General features: G+C 61.4%; 19 protein-coding genes. 4 read left to right on the top strand and 15 right to left on the bottom strand.

Features of this window, described 5'->3' with window-relative positions:
- Positions 1-32 precede the first annotated feature (32 nt).
- The 13 genes from BMY36_RS05730 to BMY36_RS05790 all read right to left on the bottom strand — a co-directional run bounded on the left by BMY36_RS05730 (position 33) and on the right by BMY36_RS05790 (position 12,734).
- Complete coding sequence (locus tag BMY36_RS05730; RefSeq protein ID WP_050520073.1) at positions 33-1,505, bottom strand: inorganic phosphate transporter; 1,473 nt, start codon at positions 1,503-1,505, stop codon at positions 33-35.
- 72 nt (positions 1,506-1,577) lie between these two features.
- A complete protein-coding gene (locus BMY36_RS05735; RefSeq protein ID WP_050520074.1) occupies positions 1,578-2,045 on the bottom strand; it encodes an NUDIX hydrolase in 468 nt (155 codons plus the stop codon).
- Entirely contained in the window at positions 2,021-2,956 is a 936-nt protein-coding gene (locus tag BMY36_RS05740) for a phosphotransferase enzyme family protein (protein WP_050520075.1), read from the bottom strand. The genes BMY36_RS05735 and BMY36_RS05740 overlap by 25 nt, the downstream gene beginning before the upstream one ends.
- Positions 2,953-4,218, bottom strand: a complete 1,266-nt coding sequence (locus tag BMY36_RS05745; RefSeq protein WP_050520076.1) for an aspartate aminotransferase family protein — start codon at positions 4,216-4,218, stop codon at positions 2,953-2,955. Before BMY36_RS05745 ends, BMY36_RS05740 begins: the two co-directional genes overlap by 4 nt.
- Positions 4,215-4,637 carry an alternative ribosome rescue aminoacyl-tRNA hydrolase ArfB gene (gene arfB, locus BMY36_RS05750; RefSeq protein WP_050520077.1) on the bottom strand — a complete coding sequence of 141 codons (423 nt, stop codon included), beginning with the start codon at positions 4,635-4,637 and terminating at the stop codon, positions 4,215-4,217. The genes BMY36_RS05745 and arfB overlap by 4 nt, the downstream gene beginning before the upstream one ends.
- Before the next feature lie 43 nt (positions 4,638-4,680).
- Complete coding sequence (locus BMY36_RS05755) at positions 4,681-6,900, bottom strand: xanthine dehydrogenase family protein molybdopterin-binding subunit (protein ID WP_050520078.1); 2,220 nt, start codon at positions 6,898-6,900, stop codon at positions 4,681-4,683.
- Positions 6,901-6,902: 2 nt separating this feature from the next.
- The gene (locus BMY36_RS05760) at positions 6,903-7,364 is read right to left on the bottom strand and encodes a (2Fe-2S)-binding protein (RefSeq protein WP_074818481.1); all 462 of its coding nucleotides are present in this window, start codon (positions 7,362-7,364) and stop codon (positions 6,903-6,905) included.
- Between the two features lie 66 nt (positions 7,365-7,430).
- Positions 7,431-8,237 carry an aspartate dehydrogenase gene (locus tag BMY36_RS05765; protein WP_050520080.1) on the bottom strand — a complete coding sequence of 269 codons (807 nt, stop codon included), beginning with the start codon at positions 8,235-8,237 and terminating at the stop codon, positions 7,431-7,433.
- Complete coding sequence (locus tag BMY36_RS05770) at positions 8,224-8,925, bottom strand: ABC transporter ATP-binding protein (protein ID WP_050520081.1); 702 nt, start codon at positions 8,923-8,925, stop codon at positions 8,224-8,226. The genes BMY36_RS05765 and BMY36_RS05770 overlap by 14 nt, the downstream gene beginning before the upstream one ends.
- The gene (locus tag BMY36_RS05775) at positions 8,919-9,665 is read right to left on the bottom strand and encodes an ABC transporter ATP-binding protein (RefSeq protein ID WP_050520082.1); all 747 of its coding nucleotides are present in this window, start codon (positions 9,663-9,665) and stop codon (positions 8,919-8,921) included. The genes BMY36_RS05770 and BMY36_RS05775 overlap by 7 nt, the downstream gene beginning before the upstream one ends.
- A complete protein-coding gene (locus BMY36_RS05780; protein ID WP_050520083.1) occupies positions 9,662-10,615 on the bottom strand; it encodes a branched-chain amino acid ABC transporter permease in 954 nt (317 codons plus the stop codon). Before BMY36_RS05780 ends, BMY36_RS05775 begins: the two co-directional genes overlap by 4 nt.
- Positions 10,616-11,530, bottom strand: a complete 915-nt coding sequence (locus BMY36_RS05785) for a branched-chain amino acid ABC transporter permease (protein ID WP_050520084.1) — start codon at positions 11,528-11,530, stop codon at positions 10,616-10,618.
- Positions 11,531-11,579: 49 nt separating this feature from the next.
- The gene (locus tag BMY36_RS05790; RefSeq protein WP_050520085.1) at positions 11,580-12,734 is read right to left on the bottom strand and encodes an ABC transporter substrate-binding protein; all 1,155 of its coding nucleotides are present in this window, start codon (positions 12,732-12,734) and stop codon (positions 11,580-11,582) included.
- A gap of 162 nt (positions 12,735-12,896) precedes the next feature.
- Between BMY36_RS05790 and BMY36_RS05795 the strand changes: the two genes are divergently transcribed.
- Complete coding sequence (locus BMY36_RS05795; protein ID WP_050520156.1) at positions 12,897-13,691, top strand: phytanoyl-CoA dioxygenase family protein; 795 nt, start codon at positions 12,897-12,899, stop codon at positions 13,689-13,691.
- Between the two features lie 66 nt (positions 13,692-13,757).
- The gene (locus tag BMY36_RS05800) at positions 13,758-14,132 is read left to right on the top strand and encodes a DUF8846 family protein (protein ID WP_050520086.1); all 375 of its coding nucleotides are present in this window, start codon (positions 13,758-13,760) and stop codon (positions 14,130-14,132) included.
- 156 nt (positions 14,133-14,288) lie between these two features.
- On the opposite strand, the gene BMY36_RS05805 is transcribed toward BMY36_RS05800, so the two are convergent.
- Together BMY36_RS05805 and BMY36_RS05810 are read right to left on the bottom strand one after the other, a co-directional pair.
- The gene (locus tag BMY36_RS05805) at positions 14,289-15,344 is read right to left on the bottom strand and encodes a Hint domain-containing protein (RefSeq protein WP_175469257.1); all 1,056 of its coding nucleotides are present in this window, start codon (positions 15,342-15,344) and stop codon (positions 14,289-14,291) included.
- An 11-nt stretch (positions 15,345-15,355) separates the two neighbouring features.
- A complete protein-coding gene (locus BMY36_RS05810) occupies positions 15,356-16,930 on the bottom strand; it encodes a Hint domain-containing protein (protein WP_414811685.1) in 1,575 nt (524 codons plus the stop codon).
- Between the two features lie 347 nt (positions 16,931-17,277).
- On the opposite strand from BMY36_RS05810, the gene dapE reads away from it, so the two are divergent.
- Both dapE and BMY36_RS05820 read left to right on the top strand, forming a co-directional pair.
- A complete protein-coding gene (dapE, locus tag BMY36_RS05815; RefSeq protein ID WP_050520088.1) occupies positions 17,278-18,435 on the top strand; it encodes a succinyl-diaminopimelate desuccinylase in 1,158 nt (385 codons plus the stop codon).
- On the top strand, positions 18,432-18,854 hold the full coding sequence (locus BMY36_RS05820) for a GNAT family N-acetyltransferase (protein WP_050520089.1): 423 nt from the start codon (positions 18,432-18,434) through the stop codon (positions 18,852-18,854). The genes dapE and BMY36_RS05820 overlap by 4 nt, the downstream gene beginning before the upstream one ends.
- Positions 18,855-18,861: the final 7 nt, after the last annotated feature.

Genomic DNA, 18,861 nt, shown 5'->3' on the forward strand with positions numbered 1-18,861 from the left:
TTTAACCGCGCAACATCAGATAGTTAACGTGCCTACAGCGACAGCATGGACAGGCACAAAAACACCCCCGCCGACAGCAGCGATGTGGCAGGCACCGTGATCACCCACGCGGCGATGATGGTCAAAAAATGCGACCGGCGCACCAGTTTGCGACGGCTGCGTTCTTCGGGTGCGACGGGTTTGCCTTTCAAAATCCCATTGGCGCGGGCGCGCTTTTCGGCGTCCCATTCGCGGTAAAACCCCACGCCAAAAATCGCCCCCACCGCAATATGGGTGGAACTGACAGGCAACCCCAAACCGGATGCGATAATCACCGTAATCGCCGCCGACAGCGCCACACAATAAGCCCGCATCGGGTTCAGCTTGGTGATCTGGCTGCCCACCATGCGGATCAGTTTCGGGCCAAACAGCATCAGGCCAAACGACAGCCCCGCCGCCCCCACGATCATCACCCACAGCGGGATAATCACGCGCGTCGCATCGTCAAAATCCTGCACCGCATGCACAATCGCGGCCAGTGGCCCCACCGCATTGGCCACATCATTGGCCCCATGCGCGAATGACAGCAGCGCCGCCGAACAGACCAACGGCACGCCAAACAGCTTTTTCAGCGACTTTTTGCGGTTCTCCAACCCTTCGGATTGGCGGCGGATCAAGGGTTTGGTGATGATCTGGGTGAAAATCGCAAACCCCAACCCAATGGCAAGCGCCATCGGCATATCGATATCCACAATCTTGCGCAGACCCTTCAGCGACAGGTAGGTGGCAAACGCGCCCGCCATAATCGCGGTCAAAATCGGCACCCACAGACGCGCGGCTGCGATCTTGTCCTCGGCATATTCCACGCGGGCCTTGATGAACGCCAAAAACATTGCCGCCACCGCGCCGCCCAACACCGGGGAAATCACCCAGCTTGCCGCGATCTGCGCCATCGTGGGCCAGTTCACCGCCGCCAGCCCCGCCGCTGCAATGCCCGCCCCCATCACCCCGCCCACCACCGAATGGGTGGTCGACACAGGCGCGCCAACCCAAGTGGCAAGGTTAATCCACAACGCCGCCGAGATTAGCGCCGCCATCATTGCCCAAATAAACGTCGCGCGGTCGGCCAAACTTTCGGGCGATACAATCCCCCCCGAAATTGTGTTCACCACATCACCGCCCGCAATCAACGCGCCCGCCGTTTCAAACACGGCGGCAATCGCAATCGCCCCGCCCATCGTCAGCGCATTGGCCCCCACCGCAGGCCCCATGTTGTTGGCAACATCATTCGCCCCAATGTTCAGCGCCATATAGGCCCCAAACACCGCCGCCGCGATCACGATCATCCGGTCAGATGTGCCGCCCGTCAGCACCGCCGCGATCACCGCCACAATTACAATAAACGCCAACGCAATGCCGGGCGCAATCAAGGGCCGCGCCACATATTGCGTGCCGCGTTCCAAATGCGAAATGCGGTTCAGGTCCTTATCCAGCGTTTTCCACTGGTTCACCGGGCGGTCGGTCATGGCGCGGGCCTGTCATATATTTGTTACTTTGTCGCGCCTGCTATCTGGTTTTTTGCCCCGCGACAACGTGCATCACGGGTCTGGCGCCAAATGCACCGCGATCATGGCGGCAAGGTCCGGCTCTCGCAGCTTTTCCAACGCTTCAAACAGCGGAAACCACGCGGTTTTACGCATGTCCGCCTCGGGGAAATCCAGCACAACATCGGAGACATGCAGCGCATAGACATGCATCTGGCAGGCCTGTTTGATCCCCGTGGCACGGCGTTTTTGGGTGGCATAGATGCCGATGCTGTGAGGCGAAATCTGGCCTTCCACTCCGGCCTCCTCCCACGCTTCAATCGCGGCGGCCTGGGCCAAGGTTTTGCCGCGCATGGGCCAGCCTTTGGGCAAAATCCAGCGGTTGCTATCCAGACTGCGCACCAGCAAAATTTCAACGCCGTCGCCCGTACCGCGCCAACACAACGCCGCCACCTGCAAAATTGGCGGTCGGTAAAACAATTGGCTGATAAACCCCATCACTCCATCACCGCCCGCGCGCACATCACCGCCCGCGCGATGTGGCTGCGCATAATCGGGTCATCCGCCGCCAGCCGCGGCATGGTCCACCCCACCGATGCCAGCGTGCGCGCCAGCGTGAACACATCGACCATCCGCGCCTCCACGCCGCGCAAGCTGCCATAGCCCGCAATCAGCCCCGCGCGCAGATCGGCCACGCCGGGTTCATACAAATTCTGCGACAGCACGGTGCCAAGATCGTACAGCGCAAACCCCATCCCACAATCGTCAAAATCAATCAGCGACAGGTCGCTGCCATCGACCAAGATATTTTCGCGCAACACATCCGCATGCACGGGCATCAAGGGGGCGGTGCGCGCATGATCTTGCAAGGCGGTGCGCAAAAACCCCCGCGCGTCCCGCATCACCCCAGCCTCGGCATCCGTCAAGGCTGGATGCTCCCAAAAGCGGCCCCAAAAGGGCGCATCCCCGGTCAACCCGTCCACATCCCACGCAGGCCGCGCGAAATGGTCGGGCAGGGTCAAACTTTCGGTCGCGGTATGCACCCGCGCCAACATCTGCCCCAGTGCAAAATGCTGCTCCGCTTGGCGCGCCACGCTGCCCGCCAGCGGCACGCCCGCAGCCCCCAACGGCGCGCCGCCCAGCCATTCTACCGCCGATGCAAAGCGCCCGTTCGACAGCGTGACAAGCGCCTGATCGCCCGCCAACAGCGGCCTTGGCACGGGCAGGCCCGCATCCGCCAGCGCCCCGCAAAACCACAGTTCCGACCGTATCGCAGCGGCGGTTTGATACCCCATCCGGTGCAACCGCAACGCCGCCACGCCCCCCCCTCCGCCACCGGGCACCGCCATGCGGTAAACAGCGTTTTCCCGTTCCACAATCAAGGCAACGGGCCTGCCGCCCCAATGCAGCGCCGCCTCCTCTGCCAACCTCATGCCGGAATGGGCGTTGCCGCCAACGCCTCCGCCAGCGCATCGACCAACATATCCGCGTGTTCCACCCCAAACGGCAACGGCGGGCGAATTTTCAGCGTGTTCCCCGCGCGCCCAATGCGGTTCAGGATAAACCCACGCGCCACCATAACCTCTACCAAATCCTCTACAAACGCGGTGGCGGGGGTGTGTTCGGCGTCCAGCACAAATTCCGCCCCGAAAAACATGCCCACGCCGCGTATTTCCGCCAACAATGGGTGACGCAAAGCGCCCAAGCGTTCCATCATATAGGCGCTGGTGCGCGCCGCATTGTCCTGTAACCCCTCGTCGTCAATCACCTGCAACGTGGCTATGCACGCCGCCGCCGACACCGCATTGCCGCCAAACGTGTTGAAATACCCAAACGCATTGCGAAACGCCGCCATCACATCGGGCCGCGCCAACACCGCCGCCACCGGGTGCCCATTGGCCATGGGTTTGCCGCAGGTCACCACATCGGGGGTCATCCCCAACCACTCATGCCCCCAAAAATGGCTGCCCATGCGGCCAAATCCGGGCTGCACCTCATCACATAAAATCAAGCCCCCCGCCGCGCGAATAACGGCTTCGGCCTTGGCAAAGAACCCCGGCGCCACCGTGGGAATGCCTTCATTGGCAAACACCGGGCACAGCATCATCCCTGAAAACCCAATCCCGCAGGCGTTCAAATCCTCAATCGCGGCCTTGATCTGCGCTGCAAAAACGCTGCCATCCGGGTCGGGCGCGCGCAAACTGTCGGGTGCTGGCACGCGGCGCACATGCGCGGGATAGCCCCCAATCGGTGGCCTGCGCGATGACAGCGCCGATGTCGCCGTGGTGTTGCCGTGATAGGTATTATCGGTCGCAATAATCCCAATTTTGCCCGTCACCGCCTGCGCCATACGCAGCGCAATGTCATTCGCCTCGGACCCCGTGCAGGTCATAATGCACTGCGATACGCCATGGCCCAGCCGCGCCGTCAACGCCTCAATATAATCCAGCACAAGGTCATGGTGATACCGCGTGTGCGTGTTCAAAACCGCCGCTTGGTCCGCAATCGCCGCGACCACCGCGGGGTGGCAATGCCCCACGTGTGGGACGTTGTTGTAACAATCCAAATACCGCTTGCCGTCCGCATCCCACAGCCACACCCCGCTGGCCCGCGTGATATGCACGGGCTTGCGGTAAAACGTGGGCACATTCGGCCCCATCAATCGCGCGCGGCGTTCGGTCAGCGTTTCACTCATTCCTCAGGCTCCACCTTGCCCCGCAGGGATTTCACCACACCGCGCACCGATTTCGCCGCCAACCGCCGCTTTTCGCTGCCAAAGGTCGGCTTGGTCGCAATCCGCCGTTTCGGGGCCACCAACGCCGCGCGGATCATCTCCACCAACCGCGCTTGGGCCAATTCGCGGTTGCGGATTTGGCTGCGGGTTTCCTCGGCGCGGATCACAATCGCGCCTTCATTGGTCCAGCGCCGCCCCGCCAGCCGCTTCAACCGCGCCTTTACAGATGCCGCCAGATGGGGCGACCGTTCCGCCTCAAACCGCAACTCCACAGCGGTTTCCACCTTGTTCACATTCTGCCCCCCGGGACCGGAGGAGCGTGAGAAACTTTCCGAGATTTCCCAATCCGCAAGGGTGATTTGATCATTGATGCGCAACATGCGTCCAATCTAACCGAAATCGGACCGGGGGAAAGGGGGGTTATCAGGCGAAATCAATCGCCTTATTCAGTGGCAGCGCGCGAATACGTTGCCCTGTCAGCGCAAAAATCGCATTGGCAAGGGCGGGGGCGGCGGGCGGTGTGCCCGGCTCGCCAATCCCGCGAATTTTGGTGCCGTTTTCCAAAATCTGCACCGCAATCGACGGGCATTGCCACATGCGCAGCCCGTCATAATCGGGGAAATTGGTTTGCTGTACATACCCATTCGCAAAGGTAATTTCCCCACTGATCGCGGCGGAAAGTCCGTAAATCATGCCGCCTTGCACCTGCGCCTCAATATTCGCGGGGTCCAACGCCACGCCCACATCCACCGCCGCCCACGCGTTCGTCATGCGCAGGCCCGCTGGCGTCTGCGCAACCTCAATCACCTGCGCGGTCGGCACGCCAAACGACAAACAAAACGCCAGCCCCCGCGCGCGCCCGGCAGGGGTGTTGCCCCAATCGCAGGCCGCCGCCACCGCCTCCAGCACCTTGCGGGACGGATCATGCGCAATCTGCGACAGCCGAAATTCCAACGGGTCCACGCCCGCCAAATGCGCCAATTCATCCACCGCCGACTCGTGGAAAAATGCGTTTTGCGATGCGCCGACCGACCGCCAAGACCCCACGGGCACGCCCGCAGGCACCCGGTATCCCGTCACGCGGTAATCGGCAAAGCCGTAAGGCTGTTCCCACGCGCCTTGCACAATCGTGGCATCCGGGCCGGGAATATTCATCCCCAACCGCCCCATCTGGCTTTCCATCACCGCAGGCGCGGCAAGGTGCAAATCAAACGCCACCTTCCCATCCGCCACAGCGCCGCGCACCCGCGCCATCGCCATGGGGCGGTACGCGTCATGCGTCATATCCTCCTCGCGCGTCCAGGTCAGCAGCACGGGGCGGCCCTCCATCGCTTTCGCCACGGTGATCGCCTGCTTGATGAAATCCATCTCTGCGCGCCGCCCAAAACCGCCACCCATCACAGGCGTTTCCACGTCAATCGCGGCCTCGTCCAGCCCAGTAATCGCGGCCGCCTCTTTCAGCACTTGGGTTGGCAATTGGTTGCCCGCCCAAACGCGCAAACGGCCAGCCTCCAGCCACGCGCCCGCCGTCATCGGCTCCATCGTCGCATGGGCCAAATACGGCACCGCATATTCCGCCGCAAACGCATCCGCAGTCAAAACGCTGTCCACATCGCCATCATCACGTTTTCGGCTGTCCTGCCGCTCCGCCACAAAAGACGCCGCAACCTCTGCCCTCATCTCGCCGTCCGTCGCGGCATAAGGCGCCGCTTCCCACTCAATCTCCACCGCCTCCATCGCCTTGAACGCGGCCCAAGTGGACGCGGCCACCACCGCCACGCCGTTCGGCACCGGCACCACCGCCACAACCCCCGGCATCGTCAACGCCGCTGTTGCGTCATAACTGGCCACCCCCGCCCACAACCCCGGATTGCTGCGCGCCGTGGCAAACAGCATGCCCGGATGCCGAATATCGGCGGTAAACTGCGCCGTGCCCGTCACCTTGGCGACCATATCCACCCGTGGCAGGCTGCGTCCCAACAGCCGCCAAGCGGCCCGCGCCCGCAACGGCGGCACGTCCGGCAAATCACTCGCCGCCGCGTCCACCGCCAAATCCACATAGTCAATCCGCACCCCATCGGGCAGCACCACCGCCCCCCGTTCGGTGCGCAAATCGTCCTCCGCCAAACCCGTCCTGCGCGCCGCAGCCGACACCAACGCCACCCGCGCCACCGCTCCCGCCGCACGCATTTTCTCATAGGCATCCGGCGTCGACGATGACCCCCCGGTAATCTGCATCCCCAAAAACTTCGCCGGAATGTGCATCGCACCGCGCGCGGTTTCGGCCAGCCAACTGTCATTGGTGGGGGCAAACGGCACCCCCTCCTCCAATATCGCCGCGTTGAAATAGGCGCGGGACGCCGGGCCGTGCATCACCCGCACTTGGTCCCAATCCAAATCCATCTCCTCGGCCAGCAGCGCGGCCAAAGTCGTTTGCACCCCTTGCCCCATCTCCGCACGCGGGGTGATTAACGTCACCCCACTGGCATCAATCAGCACATAAGGCGTGATCGCCGCAGCTTTGCCCGCAATCGGGTTCGCAATGGGTTTTTTATAGGCATAGGTGCCAAACGCCACGCCACCCAAAATCGCCACCGACCCCACCAAAAACGTCCGCCGCGCAATCGTTTTAACTTTGCCCATGCTCAACCCCTCAACGCAGTTGCAGCGGTCAAAACAGCCGCCTTAATGCGCGGATACGTCCCGCAGCGGCACAAATTGCCCCCCATCGCATCATCAATCTGCACATCACTTGGCGCAGGCGTCTCCGCCAACAACGCCGCCGCCTGCATCACCTGCCCCGACTGGCAATACCCGCATTGCGCCACTTGGTGCTGCACCCACGCCGCTTGCACCGCGTGCATGGCGTCCGGCGTGCCCAACCCCTCAATCGTGGTCACCGCCCCCGCAACATCGCCCAAGGCCAGCTGACACGACCGCACCGCAACCCCGTCCACATGCACCGTACACGCCCCGCAGGCCGCAACCCCGCAGCCGTATTTCGTGCCCGTCAGGTTCAACCCATCGCGCAGCGCCCACAGCAGGGGCGTGTCACCGGGCATATCCACCTGCCGCGAAATTCCGTTAATTGTCAGTGTATAGGCTATGCGCGCCTCCCTTGCTTACCCTCTTAAATGGGGCGCAAGGGGCCAACTGTCAAACACACCCTTGCGTCATATCACAATCACCCCCGCCCGGTTTTCAATCATCCGCACCAGCGACAGCCCCGTCATCTCCGATGATTTCGGGTTGGCCGCCAGCGGGCGGTTCTCCAACACCACCGACAGCTTGCCAAAATCCCCCTCTGCCACAATGCGGTGACTGTTCAAAACCGCCCCCGGATCGGCCACCAGCGTCACCACCGTGCGATCCAACCCCAGCCCCGCTATCGCCGAAATCACCGCCACATTGGCGTTTTGCGGATAGGCATCGGCTGCCTGCCGAGCCGTCCCTTCAAAAAACACGCGCGGCTCCGTCAGCGAACCTAAATCACAAACCGCCTCTGCAGGTGTGCCTGCCCACGCCAACGCAGGTTTCACCACTTCATGCCTAACACTCGATAACCCCAACCGGGACGCCGCCGCCAGCGCATCAATCCCCCCCAGCGCGCCGGGCGGAATAATAATCTGCGCCCCATTTGCCTGCGCCAGCCCAGTCAGTTCCGCCAACAAATCCGCATCCGTCAGCGCCGAAGTCGACGATACCGCCACATCCCACCCCCGCGCCAACCCAGCCCGGCACCACGGGCCAACCGACCCCCGCCCCGCAGCCTCCACCAGCAAATCCGCCTCAATCCCCGCCAAATCGTTCGGGTCCGAAATTACGCGCACATCGCCCAACCCCTCGCGCACCGCCGCCAAGTCGCGCACTGCAACCGCCACAATCGCCACAGGCGCGCCCCGCTGCAACAGCAGGTCTGCCACCCGCCGCCCAATCGCGCCCCACCCGACCAGCACCACCCGAAACTTATACCCCGACATAACCCGCCACCGCCTCTGCATCCCGGTCCATATCGGCCCCCGTGCCCACCCAAACCGTCCGCCCTTTTTCGACAATATAATGCCGATCGGCCAACCGTTTCAGCACGCCCAAATTTTTATCAATCAACAAAATCGACTGCCCCTGCGCCTTCAACCCCGCGATCACCTGCCAAATCTCGGTGCGTATCGTGGGGGCCAACCCCTCGGTCGCCTCGTCCAAAATCAACAGACGCGGGTTTGTCATCAACGCGCGCCCCACGGCCAGCATCTGCTGTTCACCCCCCGAAAGAGTCGCGGCCATCTGCCCCGCGCGTTCGCCCAGCCGGGGAAACAGCGCATAAACCCGCGCCAAATCCCAAGGCCCCGCCCGCCCCAACCTATTCCCCGCCGTGGCCACCAAATTTTCCCGCACGGTCAGGGTCGCAAACACCTGCCGCCCCTCGGGCACCAACCCCACACCCAGCCGCGCCACCCGCTCCGGCGCCAAGCCCGAAATCGCCACGCCCGCAAACCGCGCCGCCCCGCCGCGCGTGGCAATCAACCCCATCAGGGTTTTTACGGTGGTCGTTTTGCCCATCCCGTTGCGGCCCAGCAGCGTCACCACCTCGCCGTCCGCCACCTCCAGCGTCACGTCAAACAACACCTGCGACGCGCCATACCCCGATTGCAGGCCCTCCACCTTCAACACAGCGCATCCTCCGCGCCCAAATACGCCGCACGCACCTCTGGGTTTTCGCGGATGTCCTCGACCGACCCAGAGGCGATGATGCGCCCGTACACCAGCACAGAAATCCGCGTGGCCAGCGCAAAAACCGCCGCCATATCATGTTCCACCAACAGCATTGGCAGCGGAATGTCGCGCAACTGCGCAATCATCTGGGCACTCTCCACATGCCCCAAACCCGCCATGGGTTCGTCCAGCAACAACACCCGCGGCTTGCGCGCCAGCGCCACCAACAGCTCCAACTGCTTGCGCTCGCCATGGCTTAAATCCTGCGCGCGCACATCCACCCGCGCCACCAACCCCGTGCCCGCCAGCGTGGCATCCGCTTGGTCCCAAATCCCCTGCCGCCCCGCAATCCGGTCCCAAATGCGAAAGTTCAGGCCCGCGCGCGCTTGCACCGCCATCGCAATATTCTCACGGCAGGTGGCCTCCTCCAGCAAGCTTGTCACCTGAAACGTCCGTCCCAGCCCCAGCGCCACCCGCGCCGGCACTGATGCCCGCGTCACATCGCGCCCACCCAATTCCACCCGGCCGCCGTCCGGTGCCAATTCCCCGCACAACTGGTTGATCAACGTCGATTTTCCCGCCCCATTCGGCCCGATCAACGCGTGAATCTCGCCCGCCTCCACCGTCAACGACACATCATCCGTCGCCACCAACCCGCCAAACCGTTTGACCAGATGGGTCACCCGCAGCACGCTCATCCCCGTCCCCCCAACCGCGCCAACAGTCCCGCAATCCCGCCTTTGGTGCCCAACACCACCACCAACAAAATCACCCCCAGCGCCAGTTGCCAATGCTCCGTCCAGCCCGCCAAATACGTCTCCAGAACCAAAAACGCCGCCGCGCCGAATACGGGGCCAAAAAAGCTGCCCACCCCGCCCAGAATGACCATAATCATAAACTCGCCCGATTTGGTCCAATGCATCATATCCGGGCTGGCAAAGCGCAGGAAATTGGCCATCAACGCCCCCGCCAACCCCACCCCCATGCCCGCCAAAACAAAGGCGTAAAGTTTATACCGATAGGGCGCAAACCCCAGCGCCGCCATCCGCCGCTCATTCTGCCGTATCCCCTGCAACACCGCGCCAAAGGATGAATTCACCACCCGCCACAGCCCTGCAAAAAACACCACCGCGATGCCGAGGATAACGAAATACAAAACCGCCTTATCCCGCATATTCAGGCCCAAAAACTCATTCGACCGCCGAATGATAATTCCATCCTCACCCCCATACGGCGTCAGCGACACAAAGAAAAAGAACAACATCTGCGCAAACGCCAGCGTGATCATGATAAATTGCACGCCATTTGTGCGCAGCGACAGCGCCCCAATCACCCCCGCCACCGTGCCGGATAAAACCACCGCCACAGGCAGCGTCACCAGCAAATTCGTGCTGCCGGGCACAACCCCCCACAGCGCATCGCCCCCCGCATGGGCAAACAAAATCCCCACGCTATACGCCCCAACGCCAAAAAACGCCGCGTGCCCAAAACTGACCATCCCGCCATACCCAAGGATAAAATTCAAACTCGCCGCCGCAATTGCATAGATCAAAATCCGCGTGGCCAGCGACAACAGCGCAGGCTGGCCCATGGCATCGGCCAAAAACGGCACCGCAACCAGCGCCAGCAAACCAATCAGAACCCGCATCTACGCTCCCGCCGCAAACAGGCCGCGCGGCCGCACCAACAGCACCAGCGCCATCAGCAGATAAATCCCCATCGACGCCACACCAAGGCCAATCGCATCCGCGTCCGATGGCGGCATCACACCGCGCAACACCCCCGGCAAAAACGCCCGCAACAAGGTATCCACCACCCCAAGGCCAATCCCGGCCACAAACGCCCCCTTGATCGACCCCACACCGCCCACAACCACCACCACAAAGGTCGCCAGCAAAATCTGCTCACCCATGCCGACCTGCACCGACGATATTGGCCCAATCATATACCCCGCCAGCCCCGCCAACAGCGCGCCAAGCCCAAACACCAGCGTATAAAGCCCGCGAATATCCACCCCCAACGCCCGCACCATATCGCGGTTGGTGGCCCCCGCGCGCACCAACATCCCCACGCGCGTCCGGTTGATCAGCAGGTACAACCCCACCGCCACCAACAGCCCCACGGCGATAATAAAAAGCCGGTAAATCGGGTACGGCAACCCCGGCAACACCTCCACCGACCCGCTGAAAATCTCGGGCAACGGCGTAAACACAGGCTGCCGCCCGAACACCAAAACAATCCCCTGATTGGCAATCAAAATCAGCGCGAATGTCGCCAGCACTTGGTCCAGATGGTCGCGCGCATACAGGCGGCGTATCACCACCGCCTCTACCACAAACCCTGTCATCCCCGCCGCCAACAACGCCGCAGGCAGGCCCAACCAAAAACTGCCCGTCACCCCCGCCACATAGGTCCCCGCATAAGCGCCCACCATAAACAGCGACCCATGCGCCAGATTGATCACCCCCATAATTCCGAAAATCAGGGTCAATCCGGCGGCAAGCAGAAACAGCATGACCCCGTATTGCAGGCCATTCAGCAGTTGTTCAACGATCAAGATCATCCGTCAGCCTTCCCGCGTGCAGGGCCGGGCGCAAACCCGGCCCCCAAAATCACATATTGCACTGCGCGGAATAACTGTCGCCATGATCGGCCAAAATCACCCGGTCGGTCACGGCTTTTGCACCGCCCGCACCATCATCGACGATGTTCAACACATACCAATCATGGATCGGGTGCTGGTTGTTGCCAAAGGCAAAATCCCCGCGCACGGATTCGAAATCGGCGGCTTTCACCGCCAACCGAAACGCCTCCATATCCTCAAGCCCCCCGGTTTTCGCCAGCGCGCTGCCAATCAGCCGCGCAGTATCGTACCCCTGCGACGCGTAATAGGTGATGGGCCGTGCATATTTCGCATCCCACGCCGCCACAAATTCCGCGTTGGCCGCGTTGTCAAAATCACGGTTCCAATGCGCAGTTGCGGTCACGCCAATCGCGGCTTCCTTGACTGCGCCCAGCACCACGGCATCCGACGATGGCTCTGGCAACACCATCGGAATTTGGCCCAGAAAACCCGCCTGCTGGTACTGCTTCAAAAACGCAATCCCAAGGCCGCCGGGGTGAAATTGAAACACCACCTCAGGGGCCGCCGCACGAATTTGCGCCATTTCCGATGCGAAATCGGTCTGGTCCAGCTGGGTGAAAATCTCCGTCACCTCGCCGCCAAACATCCGCTTGAACCCTGCAATCGCGTCTTTGCCCGCTTGGTAATTCGGGGCCAGCGCCACGGCGGTCTTATACCCCAATTCCTTGGCCGCAGCGCCCGCCGCCTCATGCAGCGCATCATTTTGCCAGCTTACAACGAAATAATTCGGGTGGCACGCCTCGCCGGCGAATGTCGATGGGCCTGCGTTCGGGCTAATGTAAATTCCGCCATTGTCCAAAATGTCGGGCACAACCGCCCCTGCCACGTTGGAAAATATAATCCCCGTCAGCAGCTTAATCCCGTCATCGCCCATAAATTTTTCGGCAATCTGGCGGCCATTGGCGGGCTTTAACCCGTCATCTTCCACCACAAATTCCACTTCAACCCCGCCCAGTTTGCCGCCGCCCATTTCCAGCGCCAACAACATCCCATCGCGCGCATCGGCCCCGAGGTATCCGGCTGGCCCGGACAGCGTTGTGACCACCCCAATTTTCAAAGGCTCCGCCACCGCGCCACTGGCCATCATCGCCAACAAACCCGCTGCAACTATCCGTTTTGTCATCCCATTTCTCCCCCTGAAACTATGATGTCGCGTAGCATGGCCGCTGCTGGCCCGCCTGCCAACCCCAAACAGCCACAATCGCGCCCCCCAGCGCCCGCACAATCAGCGTTTGAACTTCGCCACAACTTGCGCCACGCTGCCACAAAGCTGAAAGGATCCGCCATGCACTCCCTGATCACCCAAGACCACATCGACACCTACCAACGCGATGGCGTGGTGATGATAAAGGGGCTGTTCGCCGACCACGTTGAAACCCTGCGCGCAGGCGTTGAACGCAATATGGCCGCCCCCGGCCCCTATGCCGCCGAAAACCTGAAACCGGGCGAAGGGGGGCGGTTTTTTGATGATTATTGCAACTGGCAGCGCATCCCCGAATTTGAAACCGTCATCCGCAATTCCCCCGCCGCCGCCGTGGCCGCAGATCTGATGGGGTCCGCCCGCGTACAATTGTTTCACGACCATGTGCTGGTCAAGGAACCCGGCACCTCCAAACCCACGCCGTGGCACCAAGACGGGCCATATTATTTCGTCGATGGCATCCAAAACGTCAGCTTTTGGTCGCCGCTGGACCCGGTCACCACCGCATCCTTGCGCTGCGTTGCAGGCTCGCACGCGTGGGAAAAACCTGTGTTGCCAACGCGCTGGATGTCGCAAACCAATTTCTATCCCAACCCCGATGATTATATGCCCGTGCCAGACCCCGACGCCGAAGGGATGGACATTCGCGAATGGCAGATGGAACCGGGCGACGCCGTGGCCTTTAACTATGGGACGTTGCACGGTGCGCGCGGCAATGCGGCAGGCACCCGCCGCCGTGCGTTTTCGTTGCGGCTTGTCGGCGATGATGCCCGCTATGTGCAGCGCCCCGGCCCCACCTCGCCGCCATTTCCGGGCCATGATATGCAACCGGGCCAAACCCTGCGGACCGATTGGTTCCCTGTGATCTACCAACGCTAACGCCCCCTCACCTTGACAATCGGCCCCCGCACGGGCACCCACCCCAAAAGCCAGCAGGGGGCCGCCATGACCGACGACCACGATCACCGCGACGATGAAACGGACACCCCCATCCCAAAGGTCAAAAAACCCTCGCGCCAACAAGTCTATACTTTGGTGATAGAGGTGGGGCGCAATCCCGGCGACGGCCTGCCCGCCAAGGCCACCGGGGCCGCGTTGATGATCTATGCCAGCGGCGTGGACGAAGGCGAGGCGGTGCGCGAAACCGTGGCCATCCTGAAACAGGCCGACATGGCCCCCCTCGACGTGTCCGGCTATGGCACCCTCCAGGAACGTCTGGAATCAGGCGACGAAATCGACGCTGAGGAGCGCGCGCTTATGGATCGCGCGCTGGCCGAAAACTCGGTCATCGTCGCCTCCATGACCCCGTTTTTCGACTGACAGACCCCGCGCTAAATTGCGCGGCAAACCCTGCAATACGGCTGCGATTTAAGGGCAATCTCAGGTTAAAATTTGGTAAACGTTTTTTGCAAATCTGTGGAAGATCAAACGATTAGCGGGCGCATCGCGCGCGATGCGCACCCCGTATCGCACCCCTCACGCAGCCGTGCGCCGCCCCGTCCGGCCCAGCATATCCAACAGCGGAATCGTCTCATACCCCATGATCACCTTATGGGGCAGGGTGGCCGCATCCCATCCGGTGGCCTGTCCTGTGCCCTGCCCTGTGGCCTGCCCAAATCCCCGCAGATGATTGTGGGTCAACAGCCGGCAATCATCCGCCCGGATCAATTGCGGCGGCCCAATATCCAGCGAAATGCAGGCCGTGACCGCGCGCCGCAAATCCATCATCGCCGCGCGCCCATCGGTGACGTGCCGCGCCTCGGTCAGCACGGTTTCATCCCAAAACAAATACTCCACCTCATCGCCCGACAGCGCGATCAACTGGTCTGATGATACCAAAATATCCGTTTCCACCCCAAAATATGGCGCGCGCAGCATGACCGGGCTGAACGACCCGCGGCTGGGCAAATCCATACGCCGCAACGACCGCAGGCAGGCATAATCGCCGCTTTCCGTCAGCAGCAAATCACCGGGCCGCAGGTTGCCCGCCGCACAGGGGCCGCCCGCCGTTTCAATCGGGGTGGTCAGGCCAATCCATGGCGCGCGTTCCGGCAAGGTGCTACCTTCGGTCACGCCAAACCACAGCACCGATTTGTGGCGCCGCGCGCGGTCCGACCCGGCGCAAATTTGCAGGATATCATCCATCATCAACGGCATCGGATTGCGGCCGCGCGTGCTGCGCCCCTCACCTTGTCCGGGCAAATCCAGCGCCAGCGTCCAGCTTTTGTTCGGGGCATCCCAGCTAAAAGAAATCCGCGCCACCCCCACGCTGGGCAAACCCAACGGGCCGGGCAGGCTGTGGCGCAGCAACCGCTCGGCTTGGCGGTGCAACACCACAACCCCCGCCGCCTCATCGACAAAAATCGACAAGGTTCGGGGCCAGGCGTCATCGCTTTTGAAATCCAGCAAAATGGTGGACCCTTGCAGCGGCAGTTCAAATTCCAAGACCAAACTTGCCTTGGACAGCAAGCTAAGGCCCGCCGCCCCATCCAGCGGGGTCGCGCGATCGGACAAAGCCACCCATTGGGTCATCCCGGCCATCCCTATGCCGCGCGGCTGTCTGGGAACAGCAAATGCGCCTCAAACGGGCGCAGGGTGCGGCGGGCGGCGGGGCTGTATCCATTGCCCGTTTCGGGGTCGATTTCTGGGAACAAGGCGCAAATCTCGGCCATGATATCGGCCTCAAAACTCTTGGTGGTTTGCGGGCCGGGCAAAAAGCTTTCGGTGGCCAGCCCTTCTGAGAAAATCACTTGATGGCGGTCAAACAGCAAGTGAACATATTCAACCTCCCCCCCCTCCATATAGCGGACGGAGCTGCCATTGACCAAATCTTTGGCGGCCACCAACACGTCGGTTTCGCCGAACAGCAGTTCTGCCAAACTGTCGCGGATCAGGATGCGGTGCAGGGGTGACACCATCAAATCCGCATGCGGGCCAAAGGTGCCTGCCCGAATATGGACCGGGGCAAAGCTGCCCGTGGCCGCCACCACACGCCGCCCAATCCAACGCAACGGCTGCGCGCCATCATCATGGGTCATCACCAAATCGCCGGGCAGCAAGCTTTCCACCGCCACCTCCCCATCCGGGGTCAAAATCGCGGTGCCCGCCACAAAACAGGGGATAGAGTTGACTGTGACAAAACCGACATCCGTGTTCCCCAACCCGTCAGAAATCGTATAGGTGAAGGTCTTGGATTCGATCTGCCCGTCGCCGATGACGGTAAAGGTTCCATCCGCGTTCAACTGCACGGTTTGCCCCGATGGCAGCGTGACGGTGGACCCCACCGTGACCGCCACCCCATTGATATGGGTGATCACCAGCGTGCCGCCCGGCAGCATCAGATCATTGTCCAGCACGTTGACGGTTTTGGACCCGTAAGGGTTGATGTTTACGTTGTCATCGGTGGCAATCAACACCGTTTGGACAGAGTTGGCAGCGATCAACAGGTTGCTGTCATAATTCGCATCAGCAGCGTCGGCAATGCCGATACGGATGGAATTTGTCACGCCTGCGTTGACCGGCATGGTCAGCGACAGCGTGATGGTGAACCCATCCATTTCGGTGTTGAACGCATCATTTGTGTTGCTGACGAACAGGTTTTGCTGGGTGTTGCCGTTGATATTGTTGACCGACGTGGCCCCATTGCCAACCGTGATGGGCACATGTGTGCCGTTCACCCAAACGCCGACTACATCATTGAACTGGCTGTTGATAAATTCGGGGTATTCTTCAGAGGAGAATACAAAGCTCATCGTCATGGTGTTGCCGGTGGGCGTAAAATCCACGTCCATCCACACCGCATCATAGGTGTTGGTGCCGGCGATGGTGTTGAAATCTGATCGGTTGTCGAACCCCGAGGTGTTGGTCGATGTTCCTGTGGATCGGTTTGGGTCGCCACTGCTTTGGGTAAAGTCGCGGACGTTGCCGGTCGACATGATCACCCCTGTTTGCGACGGCGTCACACCTGCCGACAGCCCACCGTTGGTGTAAATCGCCGAGGAATTGGCCGGCCCGGAATAGCTGGCACTGTTCACAGTGACGCCCGGCCCGAAAATAGTATTCGCCATCGCCAAAGCCGAAGCGTTGGTTTGATAGCCGAGTTCTGCACCTGTCGCCACTGCTGTCCCCAATTTTATGAGAGGACAGGCCAAACGCCTTCACTGCCGGTTATCCCGGCTTAAGTCACTTGCTAACCTACTCGTTCGGGCACGTTGGCCCAGCGTTCGCCCTGCCTCAGGACTTATTATTAAGGTTTATTAACCTTTCGTGCAGGGCTTTGTCACGGTTTTATAATTTTGTTTGCCTTTCGTTAACGGTTGACGCTGCATAATCGTGACACCTTTGCAACAATGGGTTTGCCTTTTGGGCCTTGGGGTTCATCTTAACACTGGTTGCGCGTTGGGGGATGTGCGGGTAACGGTTGCGTGATGATATCCCCGCGCCGCATCCAAACCGGACCATATTCATGACCCAAATCCATCCCCCCGTAGACCCCGTAGCACTGACCGCCGCATTGATCCGTTGCCCGTCGGTCACCCCGGCCGAGGGCGGCGCGCTGGTCTTGCTGGAGGCGCTGCTGACAGAGGCGGGTTTTGCCTGCACGCGGATTGATCGGGGCGGGATTTGCAACCTGTTTGCGCGCTGGGGGCGGGCCGGGGCGAACCGGACCTTTGGGTTCAATGGGCACACCGATGTGGTGCCTTTGGGTGATGTGGCGGCGTGGACGCAAGACCCGTTTGGCGCGGCGGTGGTGGACGGGTTCATGTACGGGCGCGGCGCCACGGATATGAAATCGGGCGTTGCCGCCTTTGCCGCCGCTGCCATTGATTTCGTGCGCAACACCCCGCCCGATGGTGCTGTGGTGCTGGCGATCACGGGCGATGAGGAGGACGTGGCGCTGGATGGCACCGTTGCCCTGCTGGATTGGATGGACGCCAATAATGAAGCGATGAGCGTGTGTTTGGTGGGCGAACCCACTTGCCCGAATGTGATGGGTGAAATGATGAAGGTGGGGCGGCGCGGGTCGCTGACCGCGCATTTTGTGGCCCGCGGCGTGCAGGGCCATTCCGCCTATCCACACCGCGCCAACAATCCGCTGACCGCGATGGTCGCGCTGATAGACCGTTTGGCCCGGTATGAATTGGACACAGGCACCGACCATTTCGACGCCTCCACCCTTGCGATCACCACGATTGATACGGGCAACACGGCCACCAACGTCATCCCCGCGCAATGCCGCGCCACGGTGAACATTCGGTTCAATGATGCCCATTCGGGGGCCAGCATTTCGGATTGGCTGCGCGCGCAGGCGGGCAAAACCAGCGCTGCAACCGATGTGGCATTTGATGTGACCATCAAAGTTTCTGGCGAGAGTTTCGTGACCCCGCCCGGCGCGCTGTCGGATTTGGTGGCGGCGGCGGTGCAGGCCGAAACAGGCATCACCCCCACGCTGTCGACCACAGGCGGCACATCCGATGCGCGCTTTGTCAAAGATCACTGCCCGGTGGTGGAATTTGGTCTGGTTGGCAAAACCATGCACCAAGTTGACGAACGGGTGGAGGTGGCGCAGATCCACCAGCTTAAATCCATCTACACTCGTATTTTGACGGATTATTTTGCATGACCCCACAGATCTCCGTGACACGCGATATTGACACATGTCTGGCCCTGCGCCGCGTGGTGTTTATCGACGAACAAGGCGTGTCCGAAATTGACGAACGCGATGATTTGGATGACAGCGCGGTGCATTTGCTGGCCATCGTGGGCGGTGTGCCCGTGGGGTCTGCGCGCCTGTTGTTGTTGGGCGATATGGGCAAGGTGGGGCGCGTGTGCGTGCTGCGCAGCCAGCGGGGCACGGGCCTTGGGGCCGCGCTTATCCGGGCTGCGGTCGATCAGTTTCGCGCGATGCCGGGCATCACAACTGTCAAGTTAAGCGCGCAAAGCCATGCGACCGGGTTTTATGAAAAGCTGGGATTCACCGAGTTTGGTGGCGAATATGAGGATGCAGGCATCCCCCACCGCGACATGACCTTTCCCCTCTGACATCTTT

The organism is Pseudorhodobacter antarcticus, from assembly GCF_900110135.1.
In the GTDB taxonomy this organism is placed as follows: Bacteria; Pseudomonadota; Alphaproteobacteria; order Rhodobacterales; family Rhodobacteraceae; genus Pseudorhodobacter; species Pseudorhodobacter antarcticus.

What these genes read in the sequence shown, in the direction of transcription:
- BMY36_RS05730 (WP_050520073.1), bottom strand. Translation starts at nt 1,505, where the DNA reads ATGACCGACCGCCCGGTGAACCAGTGGAAAACGCTGGATAAGGACCTG.
- BMY36_RS05740 (WP_050520075.1), bottom strand. Translation starts at nt 2,956, where the DNA reads ATGAGGTTGGCAGAGGAGGCGGCGCTGCATTGGGGCGGCAGGCCCGTT.
- BMY36_RS05745 (WP_050520076.1), bottom strand. Translation starts at nt 4,218, where the DNA reads ATGAGTGAAACGCTGACCGAACGCCGCGCGCGATTGATGGGGCCGAAT.
- arfB (WP_050520077.1), bottom strand. Translation starts at nt 4,637, where the DNA reads ATGTTGCGCATCAATGATCAAATCACCCTTGCGGATTGGGAAATCTCG.
- BMY36_RS05755 (WP_050520078.1), bottom strand. Translation starts at nt 6,900, where the DNA reads ATGGGCAAAGTTAAAACGATTGCGCGGCGGACGTTTTTGGTGGGGTCG.
- BMY36_RS05765 (WP_050520080.1), bottom strand. Translation starts at nt 8,237, where the DNA reads ATGTCGGGGTATAAGTTTCGGGTGGTGCTGGTCGGGTGGGGCGCGATT.
- BMY36_RS05775 (WP_050520082.1), bottom strand. Translation starts at nt 9,665, where the DNA reads ATGAGCGTGCTGCGGGTGACCCATCTGGTCAAACGGTTTGGCGGGTTG.
- BMY36_RS05780 (WP_050520083.1), bottom strand. Translation starts at nt 10,615, where the DNA reads ATGCGGGTTCTGATTGGTTTGCTGGCGCTGGTTGCGGTGCCGTTTTTG.
- BMY36_RS05785 (WP_050520084.1), bottom strand. Translation starts at nt 11,530, where the DNA reads ATGATCTTGATCGTTGAACAACTGCTGAATGGCCTGCAATACGGGGTC.
- BMY36_RS05790 (WP_050520085.1), bottom strand. Translation starts at nt 12,734, where the DNA reads ATGACAAAACGGATAGTTGCAGCGGGTTTGTTGGCGATGATGGCCAGT.
- BMY36_RS05795 (WP_050520156.1), top strand. Translation starts at nt 12,897, where the DNA reads ATGCACTCCCTGATCACCCAAGACCACATCGACACCTACCAACGCGAT.
- BMY36_RS05800 (WP_050520086.1), top strand. Translation starts at nt 13,758, where the DNA reads ATGACCGACGACCACGATCACCGCGACGATGAAACGGACACCCCCATC.
- BMY36_RS05805 (WP_175469257.1), bottom strand. Translation starts at nt 15,344, where the DNA reads ATGACCCAATGGGTGGCTTTGTCCGATCGCGCGACCCCGCTGGATGGG.
- dapE (WP_050520088.1), top strand. Translation starts at nt 17,278, where the DNA reads ATGACCCAAATCCATCCCCCCGTAGACCCCGTAGCACTGACCGCCGCA.
- BMY36_RS05820 (WP_050520089.1), top strand. Translation starts at nt 18,432, where the DNA reads ATGACCCCACAGATCTCCGTGACACGCGATATTGACACATGTCTGGCC.